At 46.3% G+C, this 17,461-nt stretch carries 17 protein-coding genes; 13 read left to right on the top strand and 4 right to left on the bottom strand.

What is annotated here, in order from left to right:
- The first annotated feature begins 44 nt into the window (after positions 1-44).
- Positions 45-1,274, top strand: a complete 1,230-nt coding sequence (locus EV213_RS06795) for an MFS transporter (protein WP_133579756.1) — start codon at positions 45-47, stop codon at positions 1,272-1,274.
- Between the two features lie 29 nt (positions 1,275-1,303).
- The gene (locus EV213_RS06790; RefSeq protein ID WP_133579755.1) at positions 1,304-2,092 is read left to right on the top strand and encodes an ABC transporter ATP-binding protein; all 789 of its coding nucleotides are present in this window, start codon (positions 1,304-1,306) and stop codon (positions 2,090-2,092) included.
- Positions 2,093-2,229: 137 nt separating this feature from the next.
- Here EV213_RS06790 and EV213_RS06785 read toward each other — a convergent pair whose 3' ends face one another.
- Positions 2,230-2,661, bottom strand: a complete 432-nt coding sequence (locus tag EV213_RS06785) for a hypothetical protein (RefSeq protein WP_133579754.1) — start codon at positions 2,659-2,661, stop codon at positions 2,230-2,232.
- Positions 2,662-3,029: 368 nt separating this feature from the next.
- Between EV213_RS06785 and EV213_RS06780 the strand changes: the two genes are divergently transcribed.
- The 3 genes from EV213_RS06780 (at position 3,030) to EV213_RS06770 (ending at position 7,480) form a co-directional block, all read left to right on the top strand.
- On the top strand, positions 3,030-3,563 hold the full coding sequence (locus tag EV213_RS06780; RefSeq protein ID WP_133579753.1) for a hypothetical protein: 534 nt from the start codon (positions 3,030-3,032) through the stop codon (positions 3,561-3,563).
- 249 nt (positions 3,564-3,812) lie between these two features.
- Positions 3,813-4,274, top strand: coding sequence for a GNAT family N-acetyltransferase (locus EV213_RS06775; protein ID WP_133579752.1), 462 nt, complete (start codon positions 3,813-3,815; stop codon positions 4,272-4,274).
- Between the two features lie 851 nt (positions 4,275-5,125).
- Positions 5,126-7,480 (top strand): beta-galactosidase, encoded by a 2,355-nt coding sequence (locus EV213_RS06770; RefSeq protein WP_133579751.1) that lies wholly within the window; start codon positions 5,126-5,128, stop codon positions 7,478-7,480.
- Between the two features lie 21 nt (positions 7,481-7,501).
- Here EV213_RS06770 and EV213_RS06765 read toward each other — a convergent pair whose 3' ends face one another.
- Complete coding sequence (locus tag EV213_RS06765; RefSeq protein WP_133579750.1) at positions 7,502-8,356, bottom strand: LysR family transcriptional regulator; 855 nt, start codon at positions 8,354-8,356, stop codon at positions 7,502-7,504.
- Positions 8,357-8,475: 119 nt separating this feature from the next.
- Here EV213_RS06765 and EV213_RS06760 point away from each other — a divergent pair, with 119 nt between their 5' ends.
- Together EV213_RS06760 and EV213_RS06755 are read left to right on the top strand one after the other, a co-directional pair.
- Positions 8,476-9,072, top strand: a complete 597-nt coding sequence (locus EV213_RS06760) for an NAD(P)H oxidoreductase (RefSeq protein WP_133579749.1) — start codon at positions 8,476-8,478, stop codon at positions 9,070-9,072.
- Positions 9,073-9,239: 167 nt separating this feature from the next.
- Complete coding sequence (locus EV213_RS06755) at positions 9,240-10,256, top strand: S66 family peptidase (protein WP_133579861.1); 1,017 nt, start codon at positions 9,240-9,242, stop codon at positions 10,254-10,256.
- Between the two features lie 34 nt (positions 10,257-10,290).
- On the opposite strand, the gene EV213_RS06750 is transcribed toward EV213_RS06755, so the two are convergent.
- Positions 10,291-10,854 carry a hypothetical protein gene (locus EV213_RS06750; protein ID WP_133579748.1) on the bottom strand — a complete coding sequence of 188 codons (564 nt, stop codon included), beginning with the start codon at positions 10,852-10,854 and terminating at the stop codon, positions 10,291-10,293.
- A gap of 354 nt (positions 10,855-11,208) precedes the next feature.
- Between EV213_RS06750 and EV213_RS06745 the strand changes: the two genes are divergently transcribed.
- Positions 11,209-12,096: a PhzF family phenazine biosynthesis isomerase gene (locus EV213_RS06745; RefSeq protein WP_133579747.1), complete on the top strand. Its 888-nt coding sequence runs from the start codon at positions 11,209-11,211 to the stop codon at positions 12,094-12,096.
- A gap of 187 nt (positions 12,097-12,283) precedes the next feature.
- Here EV213_RS06745 and EV213_RS06740 read toward each other — a convergent pair whose 3' ends face one another.
- Complete coding sequence (locus EV213_RS06740; protein ID WP_133579746.1) at positions 12,284-13,168, bottom strand: LysR family transcriptional regulator; 885 nt, start codon at positions 13,166-13,168, stop codon at positions 12,284-12,286.
- Positions 13,169-13,271: 103 nt separating this feature from the next.
- On the opposite strand from EV213_RS06740, the gene EV213_RS06735 reads away from it, so the two are divergent.
- From EV213_RS06735 to EV213_RS06720, 5 genes are all read left to right on the top strand, one after another.
- The gene (locus EV213_RS06735; protein WP_133579745.1) at positions 13,272-13,955 is read left to right on the top strand and encodes an O-methyltransferase; all 684 of its coding nucleotides are present in this window, start codon (positions 13,272-13,274) and stop codon (positions 13,953-13,955) included.
- Between the two features lie 146 nt (positions 13,956-14,101).
- Entirely contained in the window at positions 14,102-14,260 is a 159-nt protein-coding gene (locus EV213_RS20670; RefSeq protein WP_166639193.1) for a hypothetical protein, read from the top strand.
- Between the two features lie 15 nt (positions 14,261-14,275).
- Positions 14,276-14,485: a hypothetical protein gene (locus EV213_RS06730; protein WP_133579744.1), complete on the top strand. Its 210-nt coding sequence runs from the start codon at positions 14,276-14,278 to the stop codon at positions 14,483-14,485.
- A gap of 764 nt (positions 14,486-15,249) precedes the next feature.
- Entirely contained in the window at positions 15,250-16,263 is a 1,014-nt protein-coding gene (locus EV213_RS06725) for an ABC transporter substrate-binding protein (RefSeq protein WP_133579743.1), read from the top strand.
- Positions 16,264-16,394: 131 nt separating this feature from the next.
- On the top strand, positions 16,395-17,372 hold the full coding sequence (locus tag EV213_RS06720) for an arsenic resistance protein (RefSeq protein WP_133579742.1): 978 nt from the start codon (positions 16,395-16,397) through the stop codon (positions 17,370-17,372).
- The last annotated feature ends 89 nt before the right edge of the window (positions 17,373-17,461 follow it).

The following is a 17,461-nucleotide window of genomic DNA, read 5'->3' as shown; positions in this document are numbered from 1 at the left end:
AAATACACATCTAAAAGGCTACACACTTACAGGAGACGGCACCAATGTTCGACATCTTAAAGGAACCTACTTTCCGTTTGGCATGGATCAGCTACACGCTGTCAGGGGCAGCAACGTCAATTACGCCAATCGCCCTTACGTTATTTTTACTTGATCAATACGGGGGGATTGAAGTGTTAGGCGTGGTGTTAGGTGCGAGAACACTTGGGTTTGTTCTAGGGGCAGTGCTCGGTGTTTCGATTATTGATGGGTACGCCCGCCGGACGGTGCTCGTGTTGTCGAGTGTCGTGCGAGGCGTAGCCGTCTTGTGTGCAATGCTAGTCTTTGACGTTTCGTTACCCCTCCTGTGCATCGCTATATTAGTGGCTGGATTGGGAGAGGGCATGTTTCGCGGAGCGTATCAGGCGCTTATTGGTGAGGTCGTCATTGAGCAGCAGCGCCAGCAGGCCAATGCTGTCTCCACCTTCAGCAACCGTGTACTGCTCGTTACAGGACCAGCTTTGGCGACTGTGCTTTATACCTTTATTGGTGGACCAACAACGCTACTGATCATCTCATTTTTCTGGCTAAGTTCAGCATGGTGTGCCTGGTTCCTCCCACGCGCATCACGCCCTTCAAGTGTCGGCGCTCGTGCAAATCTTTTTCTGGAGATAGGGGACGTATTACGTGAAGTCCTTAGGCATCGTTGGTTTATTGCTGGTCTTGCGGCGTTGTCTGTTTGGTTAACGTTTGGCTTTTCGTCTCAGCAGCTCAGTTTACCTTCCATTAGCAGAGGGGTGTTTGGAAGTGATGCGTTTATCGGCATCGCGTTAGGAAGCTATTCGTTAGGTGCGCTAGGCGCGGCACTTCTTATGGCAAAATGGACGCCTCGTGCCCCAGGCGTGTTAGCGTTTGTTGGGCTAAGCTTGTTTGCTGCTGTCCCAATGGCGCTCACGATCATGCCAGAATCGCCTATGTTTGGCGCTGTCCTTGTTTTGCTTGCCTATTTTCTAGGCGGTGCAGGCATTGAGGCCTTCAATATTCCTTGGTTTAGTGCCATCCAGCGAGAAGTCGCACCCGACAAGTTAGGCAGAGTGTTTTCCTTTGATTTCATGGTGTCTTATGGCATTGCTCCTTTAGGGTTGATTTTTCTCCCTTTCGCAATGACAGCCGTAGGACAAACACCAGTGCTGCTTTGGTGTGGGCTGCTCACAGGAGCGGCTGCCCTCGCCACGCTGCTCGTGCCAGGCACCTGTGGGCTGTCTGATCCAAGGTTAGATGATATGAAAAGGTAAACAATTCCCTATCGAAAGGAGTGATCCGTATGATACGAGCCACAAATGTTTCTTTCGCTTATGATGAAGCACAGGTGCTTTCTGGGGTCGACCTTCACGCCGCATCGGGAAAAATGGTCGGGCTGATTGGGCCGAATGGAAGTGGGAAATCGACGTTGCTGCGAACACTTTACGCAGCACTTCGGCCAAAAACGGGGAGAATTCAAATAGGGGAGGATGTTGTGTCTTCCCTGTCCCCACGAGAGCTTCCGAAGCGAGTGGCTGTCGTGGCGCAGGAGCCGTCATCAGAGGCCGTCATGTCTGTGGCAGATATGGTGTTGCTCGGTCGTTCGCCTCACCGGTCGTCGTTTCACTCGTATAGTGCTGAGGATTACGAGATTGCTGCCGATGCCTTGCGAAAAGTAGGCTTACGTCATATGGCCGATCGGCGTTTTCATACAATGTCAGGTGGCGAAAAGCAGCGAGCATTTATTGCCCGCGCGCTTGCCCAGCAAGCCGAGCAGCTCCTGCTGGATGAGCCGACCAACCATTTGGACATTCATTATCAGCATGACATTCTTCAGCTCGTTCGTTCCTTAAGGAAAACAACCGTAGTTGTCTTGCATGATTTAAATCTGGCAGCTCGATACTGTGATGAACTCGTTCTGCTCAACCATGGCAAGGTTGTTAGTTCTGGGCCAACTGCTGAAGTGCTCGTCCCAGAAGTGATCGAGCCAGTGTATCGTATGAAGGTCACCACATTGTATGATGAAGGTCGATTGCAGCTCGTGTTTCGTCCGCTGGATAGAGCGGTGTCGGTGGATAAGGCATTGGTATAAGGAAGAATACATGCACCCTCGTGACTTAAGGGATCTCTGTCCTTTGAGCCACGAGGGTTTTGTTGTGCTTTAATGATGAATTCAATGTGAAGAGATGTCTCGTAGGCTTTTCATTTCATATGTATGCTAAACGACCTTCATTGGCTCTCGCCACTTTCCCTCACATTAAAATACAATGGCACTGTCGTTGGCATCCATTGCAATGGAAGAGGCTGGGTCATGTTGAAAAGGTCGTTGAACAGTGAAAGAGAGGCATCATCTGAGGTGGGATAGGAATAAAACGCTTCAAGCGTCATGAGCACTTGGATGTATTGCAAGACCTCTTCCTGTGGAGCATCCTGACACATGAGCTTGAATAAACCTTGCAACGGTGGAGGAGATGGCTCGGTGCAGTGCGTACCATTTTGATAGGTTTCACTGCTCGCAAGAATGTCGATTAGCTTGTCCTTGGTTGTATGTATTCTGACCTGTTCCTCCGTCGGCATATCCTCTATTGGACGTGGGTCATCGCCCGTACCTGCGGCGAATATCTCCTGCGGAAACAGGCACAACGCTGTGAGAAAAAGCACATATTTTATGATTCTAATAGAAATCCCTCCTAGTATGGGGCGAATAGAATTTACTATCTTTTCCCTTAGAAATTATTGTAAGTCGAGCTGGTGGTATTGTCTATCTATTTTCGCAATTTAAAGGCTAGGCAAGCAGCAAGTAATTAGGTAGTCTTAATACAATCGTTTTCATAGGAGAAATGGGTTCATAACAGTATTAGATTTGAATGAATCAGAAATTAGAGGCTATGAGAGGATTGGTTGCAGCAGGACGTATAGGACGGAAAATGTGTATCAAGAACAAACAGGTCGTGGATGGACGAGTATCGCCATGCCATTACAAAGAGAGCGTTTTACTCGTACATTTGAAATTATATAGGGGCGCAAAGATGGAACAATATTTATATCACTATTATGAATATGAAAGGGGACCCTTTAAGACCCTTTCAAGTTTGAAAATCGATGAAGCACGAAGCATACACGAAAAGCTAAGGGAAGCCGGAGATGTGTTCGCCAGTCAAAGAGCAGATGATTATCTGGTTATTCGAAGAGAACTGGAAAGCAAGGCGAGGGATTTATTTATCCAGCAGGGCGGGGAGCCACAGTCTAAGTATCCGCATTACATGACGCTTGGAGCGTGTAGTTGGCTCAAAAGCTGGTACCGAGAAGGAAGCGAAATCAGGATTCGATGCGATGCGTTCGATCCGCTGCGCATAAGTTTTACATATGGGGATTTATTTCCGACGATGCGCTATCAAGACGGGAAGCCATATCGAGGAAAAGTATACACCAAGCCCGAAATATTCGAACTAATCAAGCGGTTCGGGTATCCGCAAGTATGGAACCGGGACGGAAAGTTAGGACCAGAGCGATATATTGAAGTGCAGATCTGGGATGAGGAAGCGATTGAGAAGTACAAGTAAAATTGGATGAGGAATGGAAATTTTCAGTTTGCTCAGTATGTAAGTATCTATCAAAATAAAGTAGATGCTTATGAATAGCTGCAGACTGCTCGACTTATATGCTTAGAATCCTTTTGTTATTTTTATAGCACGACTCCCAGTATGTTGTATTGTCTATCTATTTTCGCAATTTGAAGGCTAGGCAAAGACCAAATTCTTAGGTAGTCTGTATACAATACTTTAAATCGCTTTCACAGGAGAGATCATAGGATGAACATTACACAATCAAAAGATATCCACCTTCTGGCCCAATTAAACGAAGAAGTGCACTCGATGCATGCAGCGATGTATCCCGAGCGATTCAAGCCATATTCTTATGAGGCAGTATTTGAGGCATACAAAGCTAAGTTGGATGAGCCTTCCAACATATTTTTGCTCGCTGAAGATGAGGGGCAGGCAGTTGGATATGCTTGGGTGGAATTGAAAAATACGCAAGAAAATCCTTTCAAATATGAAACTTCTACACTGTATGTTCACCATTTTTGCATATCAAGTAAGCGGCGACAAAAAGGGTACGGGAAGGCGTTATTGCAAGCGGTGGAAGACCTTGCGCGTGAGCATGATATGACATCGGTGGAGTTAGACTACTGGCTATTAAACACAGCAGCAAAGGCATTTTACCAAAAACAGGGGTTCGTTGAGATGCGCAGCGTTTCGCATAAGCTCCTATAGCATTTGGTATCGTCATTTTCCTGCATACTAGTGCCTTTTCCACTACCTTAGTTCATGACCGAAATTGAACCAACAAAGTCTATCTCATTTCATTCGTTCTTTACAATAACCAAAAGCGGTCACTAGTGAGACTCCAGAAGTAAAGAAAACACGACGAGGTCTTTTCGAGTTGAAGATGCGCTAGGGTGCACGGGAATGACGACCGCTGCGTCAACAAACTTCGCTTTCTGTGGGGCACGGCTTCAGCTTCCTCGGAAAGCAGGCTTTCCGAGGGGATCTTCAGCTCGCGCTGATCCCACTAGAGTCTACGTATGTTGACTACGCTGATGTTTATTTCTGTGTACATTGTTTATTGTGGCTTGGTTTCGTATAGAAGGTAAAAAGCTGTGTGGCAACCAAATCAGGCAAGTACGGACAATGTTTCAAGGTAGATCACCTGGTGCCTTTTACATGAATGTCGTTTGGTAAAGGAATGAAGAGAAACCATAAAAGGTCGGTCTCATTTGATTCGTTCTTTATCATAAACCAAAAACGGCTACTAGTGAGACTCCTGCGACAAAGAAAATACGATGAAATCCTTTCGAGTCGATGTTGCACTTTTACCCTTTAGGGTGAACACGAATGTATAGCCGTTTGCCTAGAGAAAATGTTTTCCAGCAGTTAACTTGTGCGAAAACAAGAACCATAACTCATCCTGAATAAAATAAGATCTACGTTACCTGATGGGGCACTCTACACTACATGTTCGAATAATTTTTTTTCGCTAGAACGTCCCGCTATTTTGTGTGCTCTGATTAAAAAAGATTTCCCCAGCAGCGCGCTTACACTTCATAGACAAGGTGGAGATAGATATGAAAACGTATACAATAAAAGTAGCCAATCTTCATAAAGACATTTATCCTGCGTTGCCTCATCTCAAAGGCGTTCATCCAGATGGCCAGACCTTACAATTTACAAATTATTACCTTGAAATGAACGATGCCCCTTACTTCGGTATTAGCGGCGAGTTTCATTTTAGTCGGTATGCGAGTGAACGCTGGGATGACGAATTATTGAAAATGAAAATGGCGGGCATCAACACTGTACCGACCTATGTGTTTTGGAATCATCATGAAGAATGTCAGGGTGTATTTGACTGGGAAGGCGATCGTGACCTTCGTCGATTTATTACACTGTGTCAGAAGCACGATCTTTATGCCATCGTCCGCATTGGGCCTTTTGCTCATGGGGAAGGACGAAATGGAGGAATGCCGGATTGGCTCTTCGGGCGCCCGTTTGATTTGCGTTCCAACGATGAGGAATACCTTGCGTTTGCGCGCCGGTTTTACCAAGAGATCGCTAAGCAAATTGAAGGGCTTTATTTTAAAGATGGTGGGCCCATCATTGCCGCACAAATTGAAAATGAATATGAGCATTCAGCGGCTCCATGGGAGATCACGACGGGGACGAGCCAGGAGTGGGTCACAGGCGGCAGAGATGGGGATGCCCATATTAAAGTGCTGAGAAAAATGGCTGAAGAGGAAGGAATTATCACGCCGTTTTATACAGCAACAGGATGGGGTGGTGCTGCAGCTCCTACATCTGAGGTGCTTCCTTTATGGGGAGGCTACGCCTTTTGGCCATGGATTTTTTATGGCGATGTAAAGGAACACCCTGCTACGCCCGAATTCATTTTTCGCGATTACCATAACAAACAGGTTGTGCCTTTTTATAATTTTGAGCCTATGTATGACCCCGAGTCTGTGCCTTTTGCCTGTTGTGAGATGGGTGGGGGCATGACGGTCTTTTACAATTATCGTTTTGCGCTTCCGTATGAAAGTGTTGATGCGATGACCTTAATCAAGGTAGCTGGTGGATGCAATATGGTTGGCTACTATGTGTTTCATGGGGGCTCTAACCCGAAAGGCACGGAAACGCCTTTCCTTAATGAAGGAGCGACACCAAAAATCTCATACGATTACCAGGCGCCGATTGGGGAGTTTGGGCAGCTACGAGCCTCGTACCATCGCCTGAAACGGTTGCATCTATTTTTTAAAACCTTTCAGGACTCTTTTAATAGAACGAAAACCGTCCTTCCTGACACAAATCAGACGCTCGAGCCTGAGGATGCGGACACGCTACGCTATGCAGTGCGGGGCGATGGAAATAGTGGGTATGTGTTTATCAATACGTATCAGGACCACTTTGCGATGAAGGATCAAAGCGATGTGGCGATTGAGCTTGAGCTGGATCAGGAAACCCTTCGCTTGCCAAAGGAAGGCGGTTTTTCTCTCGCGAAAAACACCTCCTGCGTCTTGCCATACCAGCTTGATATGAGTGGTGCACAGCTGCGTTACGCCACCGCGCAGTTAATCACGAAGATGGCGCATGAGGGAACGGTCTATTATGTGTTTTTTGCTCCGAAAGGCATGACGCCGGAATATGCTTTTGAACGCAAAACGATGAAGAATTGGTCTAAGAGTGCAGCGCTTGAGGATGAGACGAGCATTGTTTTTAACGTAGAAGCTGGTGCGAGTCAGGCGCCATTGCATTTTGAGACTGCGGATGGTCAAAAGGTGGCACTTCTCACACTGACGGATGAGGAAAGCTTGCGGCTATGGGAGATTGAGGTTGATGCAAAGCAGCATTTACTGCTTTGTGAGGAAGCCGTACTGTCAGAGCAGGGGAGATTACGGATAGAAACGTCTGCCGATCAGATGAACCTCTCTGCCTTTCCAAATCTGTCGCTTGAGGCAGAGGAAGGATGCACAACGCAGGAACGCAATGGTGACGAGGGTGTATTCACTTCTTACGTCCTTGAAGGCAGCAAGCCACGACAGAGTAACGTCGACGTTACAAAAGTCGGAGGCGCAAAAGCGACGCTTGATTTTCAGCCTGACCAGTTTGACGGCGTAAAGGAACTGTTGCTGAAAGTGAACTATACAGGAGATATTGGCTACGCTTTTATTGATGGAGAGCTCATTCATGACAATTTTAACAATGGAACAACGTGGGAGATTGGTTTAAAGCGTTATGAAAAAGACCTCATCAACAAAGGCATGTACCTTTATGTATCGCCCCCGAAGGAGCAGCGCCATGTGAAGACGGATTCTCCAATGGCGGCAAGGAAGGAAGATGTGGACCCATCGCTTGCCTATATCTCTTCCATTGAAGTGGTTCCGGTGTACGAATGGACGTTATCCATCCAATCGAATGACAAAAGCTAACGGTAACCAACACAAAAAAAGTTATTCTTTTGTAAAGAGTTGTATAGTATCTAGCCATGCGGTCATATTGGCAGAGTGCCATTTGTTTTGGTGAACTGCAGCAAACATCTGTAACGAATGGTGAGTTGTGTCCCACGCTGTGGCGACCAGCTCGCCTTTTTTGATTTGCTCCTCAACGACAAAATTCGGCAGCATGGAGATACCTAATCCACAAAGAACACATTGCTTGATGGCTTCGACACTTGGGAGCTCGAGCTTTTGAAAGATACCTTGGCCATGTTGGTGAAGATACTCTTCGAAAATAGGGCGCCAGCTGCATGCTTTTTCCGTAAAAAGCATTGTTTCCACAGGAAAGTGCTGAGCGGATTGCACGATAGACAACCGTTCTTCTTGAAATGGAAGGGCAGTTACATTCGGTGGCTTCCATGATGGCTTTTCTAAAAGCATCGCAATGTCCATCTCGTTTTGCTGGAGCTGGGTAGCGACAGTTAAGTAGTCAACCGGGACAACCTGGAGCTCAACAGCGGGGTGCATTTTTTTGAAATGATTGATGAATCCAGGGAGCCAGTACACCATCATCGATTCAGTTGCGCCGATGGTGAGCGGTCCAGAGGGCGTATCGTTCTGAGTGACAGCCTCAAGCGCTGTATCATGCAGTGAGAGCATCTCTTCGACGTAAGGCAGGAAACGGCGACCTGTTTGGGTGAGCTGCACGGTTTTCCCTAAGCGATCAAGCAATGGTTGTCCGAGCTCCTTTTCCAAAGCTTTCATATGAGCCGTTATGGAGGATTGGGCATAGCCGAGCTCTTCGGCAGCTGCGCTAAAGCTACCTGTGTCGACAATCGTTTTAAAGGTAAGTAGTTGCCGTAGTTCCATAAGTATTCTCCTTTGTATCACTTATTTAGATGATTATTATTATAAACTTCAATTTTACTGATTGAAAGATTGGATTTATACTTTCTATAAGAAAATAACTATGCATAAGGAGAAGGTGTATGAATGTCCTTGTTATTGTCGCACATCCACGAGAGTCATCTTTAACGATACAGCTTGCAAAAAGATTTATAGAAGGGTTAGAAGCGGGTGGGCATTGCGGAGACATCCTTGACTTATATCGAGATGAATTTGACCCTGTGCTTCGAGAGGCCGATGAACCTGATTGGAATGCTAGTAAGCAACAGTATTCTCCTGTTGTCCAAAAGGAAATACATCGCATGAACAGCTATGATGGGTTGGCATTTATTTTTCCATTGTGGTGGTGGAGCATGCCCGCCATTATGAAAGGGTATATTGATCGCGTTTGGAACTATAGCAACGCTTATGGACCAGGAGGCTCTCTGCCTCACCAGCATATTTCCTGGATCAGTCTCGCTGGAGCTCCTGTGGAACGATTTGAGAAACGTGGGTATGATCAAATGATGCGTCATTACTTTAACGTTGGGTTGGCTGATTACTGCGGCATCCCAAGCTCATCCTTTCACTTGTTATATGAAACAATAAAACAACCAGATGTCTTGTATTGTGAATGGGATTCCCATGTTTTTCAGTTAGGGAAGGAATTCGGTACAGTCAATGAGTTGACGTTATCTTAGTGAGTTGTGTTTCACGTGAAACGGGAACGTTGTTTATGTTAGATAGGTAAATGCGAAGTCAACCCACCAACTCTAGTACTGATCGGATTTATTCTTGGAACCATCTTTTGAAAAATACATTGCCACCCACAAGCGCATTTGCTAGACTCATTGAAACTGGAGGTGGTTTGATGCAATACCCTAGTCTAAAAGAAAACGCTACGATTGGTGTGACGGCGCCATCCTCAGGAGTACCGCAGGCGCTTCACCAGCTATTGAAGGATGCTGAAAAAAGACTGACGAAGGAAGGCTATTCGCTTTCGTTTGGCGACACGGTATGGACGCAGGAAAAAGCGATGTCAGCCCCTGCGCGCCAACGAGCGCTAGAGCTTCAGAAGATGATGGAAAGCGATCACATTGATCTGATCATCCCGCCGTGGGGTGGCGAACGTCTCGTCGAAATCCTTGAGCATTTACGTTTTGAAGATATGAAAGCAAAATGGATTCTTGGCTATTCGGATACAAGCAGTCTTTTGCTTGCGTTGACATTAAAGACCGGAATAGCAACGGCGCATGGCGTAAATCTCGTTGATCTACGAGGACAGTATTGGGATGAGACGACAGGGAAGTGGGAAGCAGTGCTTTCGACAAAGGGCAATGAATCGATTCGTCAATATTCGTCTGTGAAGTATCAAAGTGAATGGGATCATGAAAACCCAACCCCTTGTGTCTATCATCTCGACCAGCCTACAGAGTGGAAAACAGTGTCGCGCTCCAAAGAAACCATCCAAGGGAGGTTGCTCGGTGGTTGTATCGATATTATCCGGCATTTGGTAGGCACTCCGTATGGCGATGTAAAGCACTTTCAAAACGAAATGATCCATGGAGAACCGCTCGTGTGGTTTTTCGAGAATTGCGAATTAAACACAACGGATTTGCGGCGAAGCCTCGTCCAAATGAAGCTTGCCGGTTGGTTTGCTCATTGCAGTGGCGTTTTGTTTGGACGAAGCAGTGCCAATCAGTCGGTAGGTGGATACACCGCGGAGGATGTGTATCAAGAACTTGCCGCGGAGCTTGATGTTCCCATTGCGTACGATATTGATTTCGGTCATGTGCCCCCACAACTGACGCTTATCAACGGTGCGCGAGCTGAGGTTGAGGTCAATGAAGGCAAAGGCACCGTTGTTCAGCGTTTTGTCCCATAAACAAGGTGAAAGAAGATGGAAGGCCTCAGTAGTCTTAAGGCCTTCCGTCTTTTCTTTGGTTTTCTTGGAGATGTTCAATAAAGAAGACGACGATTTCATTGAGCGGTTCTTGAAGTTCTGTTGGTAGTTTTTCAATCCCCACAACCAGCTGGTCAATCAAACGCGCTTCGTGGTCTGGTAGTCTTTTAGGTTCTGGTAAATAGTGATAGAACCAAGAGTCAGCCAGCCAAATGACATTAAGAGAATGTTCGTAAGCTTCCTGGCTAATGGCTTCCGCTCTCGTCGGTGTTTCTGAGACGGCTTGAATGGCAGCGACGATGTCACTATTTCGAAACTCATCCTCCACATAGAGAAGCGATCCAGTAGCTTTATCAATAAGTGCGGCTTTTATGACAGTGGTCTCAGCAAGATCTTGATTGGCCGGGAGCAAAAGTGCCGGTTTGGCGTCTTCCTCAATTTTAAAGGAACGTACCCAAAAGGATGGGGTTTCCTCAAACGCCAGGACAGTGCCACCTAAATAGAGATTTTCAGATGGATAAGCCTTTCCTGACGTTTTCCACTCATGCGATGTACCGTCATAGGTTATGGTTGCCTCCAATTGAATGTCTCCTCCGTTAGTGACATAGAGATCGTGAATGTTCAAAGAAAGATCGAATTGCGCCTTGGAGTTTATACCGAATATTTCTTTTCCATAAACAACCCCTTGAAGAGAGTCAATTGCTTTGGTGCTCACAGGCTGAAAGCTTATTGCGAAGATAAGCAAAGCAAGGAACAGATGAATGAAGCGAATTGGCATCTTTACACAGCCTTTCGTAATTTCCCTTATTTGGATTTTTTCTCCTGTTAGCTTACGGGAAAAAACAGCATTCGCCAACAATAAAGCTGTTTTGGTAGACTAGTAGTATTCACTAGCAAAAACGAAGCAAATGATAAAATAGAACAGGAGACTCTCATGAAAACGATTGACGTCCACCATTATGATGCGTTTACGACCGTTCCAAATGAAGGCAACCCGGCAGGATTGGTGTTTGGTGGGGAGGCTTTGGACGAAACCGAAATGCTCGCCATCGCCAAGGCTGTTGGCTTCAATGAAACGTCCTTTCCAGTGCCTTCAACTGTTGCCGATTTGCGCATTCGGTACTTCACCCCGGGGCATGAAATGAATTTATGTGGTCACGCGACGATGGCTACACTGTTTGCGATGAAGGAACGCGGTATGCTTCCAGACAAACAGTCATTGACGATTGAAACTAACGCAGGTCTGTTGCCGATTGAACTCAAAGAAACTGGAGCGGGTCTAAAATTGTCCATGCAACACGCTGCGCCACAATTCAAACCTTTCCGCGGTTCATTGAAGGACTTAGCAGACGCACTGGGCATTGATGAGGAGGAGATCGACTTGTCCATGCCAACGGTGTATGGCAGTACCGGCACATGGACACTTCTTGTCCCAATTCGATCGCTTGAGGCGATGAAGCAAATGAAGCCTAACAACCACTTGTTTCCGGACATTCTTTCAGACATGCCGCGGGCGTCCGTTCATCCATTTTGTTTTGAAACTGTGCATACAGACAGCGATATGCACGCGCGTCACTTCTCGTCTCCGTATTCTGGGACAATTGAAGACCCCGTGACGGGAACTGCATCAGGCGTCATGGGTGCATATTGCGCAACCTACCTCCAGCCAAATGAGTTTTCACTGGAGTTTACAGTTGAACAAGGACAGGAGCTTGGGCGCGATGGGCAAGTTCACATTGCAGTGGAGCGTCGCGACAACCAGCTAACCGTCGTTATGACAGGGACCGCTGTGTATGTTAAAACATTTCAAGTCGAGATTTAATTGATTCCTAACGTTATAGAACTATGAACCATCGGACAAGCCGATGAGCATGGTTCTTTTTTTGTTCGTAACCATGTGAGTGTGGAAGGAGTAATGGGTTACTAATGTGCTACCAACAGCGAAATATGTGGCTGTGGCTATAGTTGTTTGGTTATTAGGGTGGCTTTTGCCTCAGGAAGCCCCTGGGTTATGGCTGGATATGTTGGAGAAATTGCGCTGCTACCGGCGACAGCACATCGTCACGACGCCAACATACGAAAATAGGATTGGCCATCGGGGCAATGCCTTCGACGTCAATTCGCCGCAGCACGCCCTTTTTCACTTGCTCGCGGACGACAAGGGATGAAACAAAACTAACCCCGTAGCCTGCGCTGACAGCGCCAATCGCCTCATGCAATCCGTTAAACTGAAGGGCAATACGAGGAGCTGGCACACCATGCGCCTTACAGAGGGCAAAGAGACGCCCTCGTGTTGAGCTTCCTTCTTCCCGCATCACAAATGATTCCATGGCAAGGTCAGCAAGCGCCACCCGTTTTCCAGCAAGCTGGTGCTCTGGTGCAGCGACGAACCATAACTCGTCCTCATATAATGCTGTTGACTCAAGTTCCTTGAGGTGTCCCTCGACTCCCCCACCAAAGACCGCCAAATCAGCCTCGTACTCCATCAGCTGTTGATAGACTTCCTCCGAATTCGACGTATGAATAACGAGGTCTACTCCGTCATTGACCTTTTTAAATGCAATGGCTGCAGGAGGAAGAAGAAATTTCGCCGGCAAGTATGTCGCAGCAATTCGCAGTGAACCCCGTTTGGCCTCACGATACAAGCTCAGACTCTCTTCCATATACGTTTCCAGAGAAAACAGCTTTCTTGCCTGGATGCTCAGCTCCTCACCAGCTTCGGTCAGCTCAATCCCCCGCCCCTTTTTTTGCAACAGGGGCGTGCCGCATTCCAACTCGAATTTTTTGATTTGCGATGTGACCGCTGGTTGGCTGATGTTCATCAATTGCGCCGCTTGTGTCACACTTCGGGTTTGCGCGACATGATAAAACAGCCGTAACGCATGCAGATTCATAACGTGACCACCTATCATAAATTATTTATATGTATTTATATTTATAATATATTTTATTTATCATTAAGTCCAGCTTATACTACAACTAAGGAGGCTGATCATAATGAACAGCACAGCAAACACTTGGACAAAAGTTGACCAGTATGCAGAACGCACCATCATCCGTGAACCACAATCCCTTAAGAATGCACGTCAGGCCAACAGAGCCGCACACCTTCCCGACATTGACGTCAGTGCCGCCCAAGGAAAACATCTGCAATTGCTGGCAACGATGTGTGGTGCCAAGCGAATTCTCGAAATTGGCACGCTCGGAGGCTACAGCACGATTTGGCTCGCCAGCACCTTGCCGGAAGATGGCAGCATCGTGACATTGGAGGTCGAGGCAAAACACGCAGAAGTAGCGAGAAAGAACGTGGAGGCAGCAGGAATGGCCCAGCAAACGACCATTCTTGAAGGTCCAGCGTTGGAAACGTTGCCTTCACTTGCTGGCGGTGAGCCATTTGATTTCATTTTCATCGACGCCGATAAGCCGAACAACCCCGATTACCTGACGTGGGCTCTTGCTCTTTCCCGGCCTGGGACAATTCTCGTGGCCGACAACGTCGTCCGAGACGGTGAGATTATTGACGCGGGTACAACTGATGAACGTGTTAAAGGTATTCAGAAATTCATCGACGCATTGGAAAAGAACGACGATGTCGACGCGACGATCATCCAAACCGTCGGAAAAAAAGGGTATGACGGCTTCTTACTCGGCATTGTGAAACGGGTAGCCGAACGCCGCTAATGACAGAGCCACGTAACACCTTTCCGAAACGATACCCAGCGGCTCACTTAGGTTGTCATCATCTAAACGGCATTTGGCAAAGGGCCAAAAATAGTTTATGAAATCGGTTCGAATGTAGAACCGACGATGTACCGAGGAGGTTTTACATGAACGAGCAGGAGTATTGTCGCTTTCGAGTGGAGAAAATAAAACAAAAACTTGAATTTGCTAATCGCGAGGGTTGGAAATACGAATCATTAAACAAAGATAAGCTTCCCTTTTACAAAACCTTATTCAGAAAACTGCTTCCAATGAGTAATGCATAATAAAAGAGCAGCGTATTGAAAGAAAAAAACTACACACCGTTGCAGGACAAGGAAGGCACGAAAAAGGCCTTGCAGCGATTCAAAATCACTCTACTGTTTTCAGCCCCTCGCCGCCAGCTTCCTTTCCAGGCAGACACCAAGCGACTCACTAAGGTCGTCATCATCCGGCAAAACGGCAGCACAGCGATAAGGAAGGCCCCCTTCAAGGATATAGCCGCCGAATAGAATGATAAAACCCCTAATAAATGCCCCCTCTGATAACACTGCTAGGGTTATTGCTCACACCTCCCGTGCCCCTCATTTGCCGGCATGACGACTGTCACCTCACCATTGCTTCAACGCCCCTGTCATTATGACTGGAACGACAGTGTATGTTAGAACCTTTCAAGTAAAGATGTGATTTACAAGATACCGAAAAGAACCATGAACCAGCGGAGAAGTCGATGATTATGGTTCTTTTTTTGTTCTTAACAATGTGAGTGGGGAAGAAGTGATTGCTTACTGCGATCTCCTAATGATGATGTACAGAGGTAACTTTGGCCGAACTTATAATCGGATAATTCTACACAAAATTCCTTATATTCTTAGAAAAACATTGTCGAAGTGACACCGACCTGATACCGTTGTTTGTTATGAAGGAACTCGGCATGCTTCTAAAAAAGCAGATCGTAACGAATGAAACAAACACAGGTCTGTTGCCTATTGAACTCAAAAAAACTGGAGTGGGTACCGGAAGCATATTAGGCGTTATGGGAGCCTACTGTGCAACATATCTCCAACTTAATGAGACTTCTCACGTTTGTTGACAGGAAATCACTGTTACTCCATGCCAATAGTGTGAGGTTATACATTTAATCGTACAAAAACAACTGGATAATTTATCATAAAACCCCTTCCTTTGTAAAAAAACATTGATGAAACAGTAGTGACCTGATACTATTTATGATAATGATAATCATAATCAATTGAAGATAAGAGGAGAAATTAAAATGGGGAAGCGAAAGCAACTATTTTTAGTATTGACGATTTTTCTGTTGCTCGTTGTTTTATCAGCGTGTGGAAGTAGTGCAAATATGGAGGCATCACCACAGGATGTAGCAGACTCTACAGAAACAGAGGAGACAGCAGAAAGTGAATCAACGGAAGTGAAAACTGAGGAAGCTTCCAGCGAAACACGTATCGTTGAGACTATTAACGGGGAAGTCGAAATTCCTGCGAATCCGCAGAGAGTCGTGGCTCATGAAAATTACCTTGCCACACTTATTGCATTAGGTATCAAACCAGTTGGTGGCTCAGATCGTGAATTGAGCAGTCCACATATTCAAGATCACATACAAGGCATCGAGAGTGTTGGGGAATTTACCGGATCGCTTGAAAAAATTCTGACGTTAAAACCAGATCTTATTGTCACTGCGAACAACGATCCTTCAATTTATGCCCAACTTTCAAAAATCGCACCAACCCTTGTGTTTCCTTATTTGACCTTTGGTAACGTGGAGAAAGAAATGCAGGAAATGGGCGCAATGTTGGGACGGGAGGACGAGGCTAAAGCATGGCAAGAGCAGTTTGATGAGCGTGTGGCAGTTGCAAAACAAAAGGCACAGGATGTCATTGGTGATCAAACGGTCACCCTCGTCGGCGCCTTCAACAAAGACCTCTATATTTACGGCGACAGTCTATACCGAGGCGGTGAAGCGCTGTATCAACATCTTGAGCTGCAACCACCTAAAGCTGTGGCGGAGGAAGTCATTGGGAGCGAAGATAATTACCTTGTTATCTCATACGAAGTGTTAGAGAACTATGCCGGTGACTATATTTTTGTCGATGAATCGAACGGTGGTCAACTTGAAGAGGACAGCCCCATTTGGCGTAACCTTGATGCTGTGAAAAACGAACGTGTTATTATCTACGAAGATCCTGAATATTTTTGGCCATATGACCCAATCGCTGTGCCAAACCAAGCGGAGCGTTTAGCCGAGTTGCTGATAGAGCTTGGAGAATAATGAAATGAATCAATGTGTTCGGTGTCTTTAAGGTACCGGGCATATTGTATTGTGTACGAACGTGTTCTTATTGATGAAACGATGGCTCCCCCGTATACTTATGAGCAAACATTATTAAGAAAGGATCTCGTATGACGCGCGAACAGCTTGAAAGAAACCAAGTCTGGCTCTACGGAGTCGTCCTGATGCTTGCTGGAGTGATCGGCTGGCTCGCCCCAGAGGTTACATCGAAACTGGATCACCACGTTCTCATCTCTCTCATTATCGCCATTCTCATGTATGGCATGTTCACGCAAATTCCGTTTCCTTCGATTCAACATGTGTTTAGTGATCGGCGCTTTATTTTCGCATTACTCACAGCAAACTATGTCGCTGTGCCTATAGTTGTTTGGTCGTTAGGGTGGCTTTTGCCTCAGGAAGCCCCTGTGCTCCTTGGTGTGTATTTAGTGTTACTCACTCCGTGTATTGACTATGTCATCGTCTTCACTCAGATCGGGCGAGGAAATGCACAAAAGTTGCTCTTGGCTACCCCATTGCTCTTCATTTCTCAGCTGCTTTTGCTGCCACTGTATTTATGGTTGTTTCTAGGGGAGTCTGCTGCAGCTATTGTTCAACCCGGTCCTTTTATTGAAGCGTTTCTCCTCATCATCATTCTTCCATTGTTTGTGGCATTTGGGTTTCAGATGTTCGCAAAGACATCTCGCTTTGCAGAACGTGTTTTAGATCATTCTGCATGGCTACCCGTCCCATTCATGGCGATCACGTTGTTTGTGGTCGTCGTCTCGCAACTGGGTAAAGTCACTGGACACTTGGGTACAATTCTTCAAGTCGTGCCCGTGTATCTGCTCTTTATGCTCCTTATGCCTTTAATCACTCGACAGATTATTCGCTGGTTTCGTCTTGAAGCTCAGACTGGACGAGCCGTTCTTTTCAGTGCCTCAACTCGGAATTCATTGGTTGTACTTCCCCTTGCCTTGGCGCTTCCAGAGGAGTGGCGGTCGTTAGTGGCGGCGATTATCGTTACCCAAACGATTGTCGAGCTTGTTGGAGAACTCATCTACGTTCGTTGGATACCAAATCGTTTGCTGCGTGAGCAGGGGAAGCGCTGAGGAAAAGCGAATAAAGATAGCAAAAGAGAAGAAATGAAGGAATCGCTGTGTGCTAAGGTTAGAGAAGGCTAACAAAAAAAGGAGCTGAC

Source organism: Aureibacillus halotolerans (genome assembly GCF_004363045.1).
Taxonomy (GTDB): Bacteria; Bacillota; Bacilli; order Bacillales; family DSM-28697; genus Aureibacillus; species Aureibacillus halotolerans.
This window is presented reverse-complemented; position numbering and strand designations above follow the sequence as displayed.

What these genes read in the sequence shown, in the direction of transcription:
- EV213_RS06725 (WP_133579743.1), top strand. Translation starts at nt 15,250, where the DNA reads ATGGGGAAGCGAAAGCAACTATTTTTAGTATTGACGATTTTTCTGTTG.
- EV213_RS06780 (WP_133579753.1), top strand. Translation starts at nt 3,030, where the DNA reads ATGGAACAATATTTATATCACTATTATGAATATGAAAGGGGACCCTTT.
- EV213_RS06770 (WP_133579751.1), top strand. Translation starts at nt 5,126, where the DNA reads ATGAAAACGTATACAATAAAAGTAGCCAATCTTCATAAAGACATTTAT.
- EV213_RS06745 (WP_133579747.1), top strand. Translation starts at nt 11,209, where the DNA reads ATGAAAACGATTGACGTCCACCATTATGATGCGTTTACGACCGTTCCA.
- EV213_RS20670 (WP_166639193.1), top strand. Translation starts at nt 14,102, where the DNA reads ATGAACGAGCAGGAGTATTGTCGCTTTCGAGTGGAGAAAATAAAACAA.
- EV213_RS06795 (WP_133579756.1), top strand. Translation starts at nt 45, where the DNA reads ATGTTCGACATCTTAAAGGAACCTACTTTCCGTTTGGCATGGATCAGC.
- EV213_RS06775 (WP_133579752.1), top strand. Translation starts at nt 3,813, where the DNA reads ATGAACATTACACAATCAAAAGATATCCACCTTCTGGCCCAATTAAAC.
- EV213_RS06790 (WP_133579755.1), top strand. Translation starts at nt 1,304, where the DNA reads ATGATACGAGCCACAAATGTTTCTTTCGCTTATGATGAAGCACAGGTG.
- EV213_RS06720 (WP_133579742.1), top strand. Translation starts at nt 16,395, where the DNA reads ATGACGCGCGAACAGCTTGAAAGAAACCAAGTCTGGCTCTACGGAGTC.
- EV213_RS06760 (WP_133579749.1), top strand. Translation starts at nt 8,476, where the DNA reads ATGAATGTCCTTGTTATTGTCGCACATCCACGAGAGTCATCTTTAACG.
- EV213_RS06735 (WP_133579745.1), top strand. Translation starts at nt 13,272, where the DNA reads ATGAACAGCACAGCAAACACTTGGACAAAAGTTGACCAGTATGCAGAA.
- EV213_RS06765 (WP_133579750.1), bottom strand. Translation starts at nt 8,356, where the DNA reads ATGGAACTACGGCAACTACTTACCTTTAAAACGATTGTCGACACAGGT.
- EV213_RS06740 (WP_133579746.1), bottom strand. Translation starts at nt 13,168, where the DNA reads ATGAATCTGCATGCGTTACGGCTGTTTTATCATGTCGCGCAAACCCGA.